This is a genomic window from Vibrio sp. 10N.222.46.A1 (assembly GCF_041473595.1).
Taxonomy (GTDB): Bacteria; Pseudomonadota; Gammaproteobacteria; order Enterobacterales; family Vibrionaceae; genus Vibrio; species Vibrio tasmaniensis_A.
Genome location: NZ_JBFRSN010000056.1, coordinates 1 through 1,940 on the forward strand (window position 1 = coordinate 1; position 1,940 = coordinate 1,940).

Here is a 1,940-nt window from a genome sequence, read left to right on the forward strand (position 1 = left end):
AATGTTGTGTCATCCATTTCGGATCTTGGTGAGAGCCTGAAAGAAAGTGACTTGGTGCTTTATTGTCACACGCTGCATCACTCTATGAGGAAAGATCTTGAGGCGTTAAAGGCGTTGTATCCGCTGACTCGCGTTATTGTGTGCCAGCATCACCTATTTAAAACCAATCTAATCACAGAAACGGTTCACTCGACTCATACATTACCATTTTTGGGTAGACGCTTCTTAAACAGCCTACGATCGCTTGATGCTGGTGAAGTACAAACACCGACTGTGGAAGTAAAAGATGAAGAAGTTCGTTCTCTGAATCGACGTATTCTGATTGTTGAAGACAACCTGATGAATCAGAAGATAGCGAGCTTCTTCCTTGAGCAAGCGGGCTATGAATATTTGATTGCCAGCAATGGCCAAGAGGCGGTCGATGTCATCACCCAGGGCGCTCAGTTTGATGCCATTCTAATGGACTGCATGATGCCAGTTATGGATGGTATAACGGCGACTCGTGTGATTCGAGAGTGGGAGACAGATCAACAAACCCCACCACTACCCATTATTGCTTTAACCGCTAGTGTCTTAGAAGAGGACATCAAAAATTGCTTTGAAGCAGGTATGAACGCCTACTTGCCGAAACCTTATAAATCCCACCAACTGTATGATCTTTTCAGTAGCCTTGATATTGTCTAATGGTTCCAGTATCAAGGCTAGCGCTGTGTGATTTAGCGTACTTCTTGCCCAAGGCTGTATTGTGCAACACAGCGGCCTACGTAGCTGATTTTTAGTAACCCGGCCACTAATATGGTGCTGATGTGTGCGAAAATTTGAATGGGTAGTGAGAAGTAATCGGCCATCGGATAAGCAACAATAATACTGAGTAGCATTAGCAAGGCGGTGATAGCTAAACTGAAATTTGAAACAGAAAGTAGAGTTTGAAAGCGTTGAGTCATCGTCTTCATATTGAATTCCTAATTGCTATTAATAATTATGATACTTGTTATCAATAGCAATTAGCGTTCCAGTTATATTTTTATCATTAAATCAATGGTTTAATTTTATTGTTTCTATTTTTAAGTCGTAATGACTCTGTTTCTTTGTGTGTCTTAATGACCCATCCGTGTTCTTACCACTGTCTGAATCCACAAGTATCGATGTGGAATCGAACACCAGAATACAAACCCAGTCCAACGTTATTCTTTTGCCCAAATTCCGCATGAATCTTTTTAAGCTTCACGTGTAGATTTTCGCGAGTAATATCATTAGCAGGCACTAAGTCTAAAGCGCAGAACTCTAAGTGTTTACTTCGCAGTGCGCCACCCGCTTGCTTATTGTAGATATCGGTTCTTTCTCCAGACACAGGAATTACAACGCCAATCTCAGGCTCAATATATTGTTGAATGTACTTAAGGGTATTAATCATTTTTGGTACATGCTTTTTATTGGGTAGGGTAAACAGAGTGGTGTTGCTCATTGCCCAGTCGGTGCCTTGCAACAAGACTAAGTGCAGAGGCATGCTTTGGGTGATGCCGTTATCTTTGAGTTGCTGTCCGATCGCCTTGACTTGATCTTGGGCGTGGTTAAGGAGCATCCAACCTCGAAATGCTGATCTCGTGGGAACTTTGTAGCCATGAACATCGACTACGAGGTCGTCATAAGTGATTTCGGTTTCTTCGGTATAAAGTTTCTCAAATTTTTCAGGGTAAGGTTGCGTTGTTGATAGTGCCAAGGTAATCAGAATACTTCCGTACATAAAGTCTCTCCATCGCTTAGGTTCGCCTAGTTATTAACGTTCACCTAGTTACTTACGTACACTAAGGATATTACGTTCGATTAAGTATAGACGCCGGAATTTAGGCACAAAAAAACCCACTACAAAGAGTGGGTTATGAGGGCGTGTTGACCTTTCGAGCTGGTTTTTGCAGCGAATTGCTGGGTATTTATACAAG

At 42.0% G+C, this 1,940-nt stretch carries 3 protein-coding genes; 1 reads left to right on the forward strand and 2 read right to left on the reverse strand.

Annotated features, from left to right (window positions below; all coding sequences use genetic code 11):
- Positions 1–684 (forward strand): response regulator (locus AB4496_RS02310; RefSeq protein WP_372130538.1); only part of this gene is annotated, 684 nt, incomplete at its 5' end.
- A 32-nt stretch (positions 685–716) separates the two neighbouring features.
- Here the strand turns inward: AB4496_RS02310 and AB4496_RS02315 are convergent.
- The gene (locus tag AB4496_RS02315; protein WP_009845678.1) at positions 717–953 is read right to left on the reverse strand and encodes a hypothetical protein; all 237 of its coding nucleotides are present in this window, start codon (positions 951–953) and stop codon (positions 717–719) included.
- A gap of 164 nt (positions 954–1,117) precedes the next feature.
- On the reverse strand, positions 1,118–1,744 hold the full coding sequence (locus AB4496_RS02320; RefSeq protein WP_009845677.1) for a D-Ala-D-Ala carboxypeptidase family metallohydrolase: 627 nt from the start codon (positions 1,742–1,744) through the stop codon (positions 1,118–1,120).
- Between the last annotated feature and the right edge of the window lie 196 nt (positions 1,745–1,940).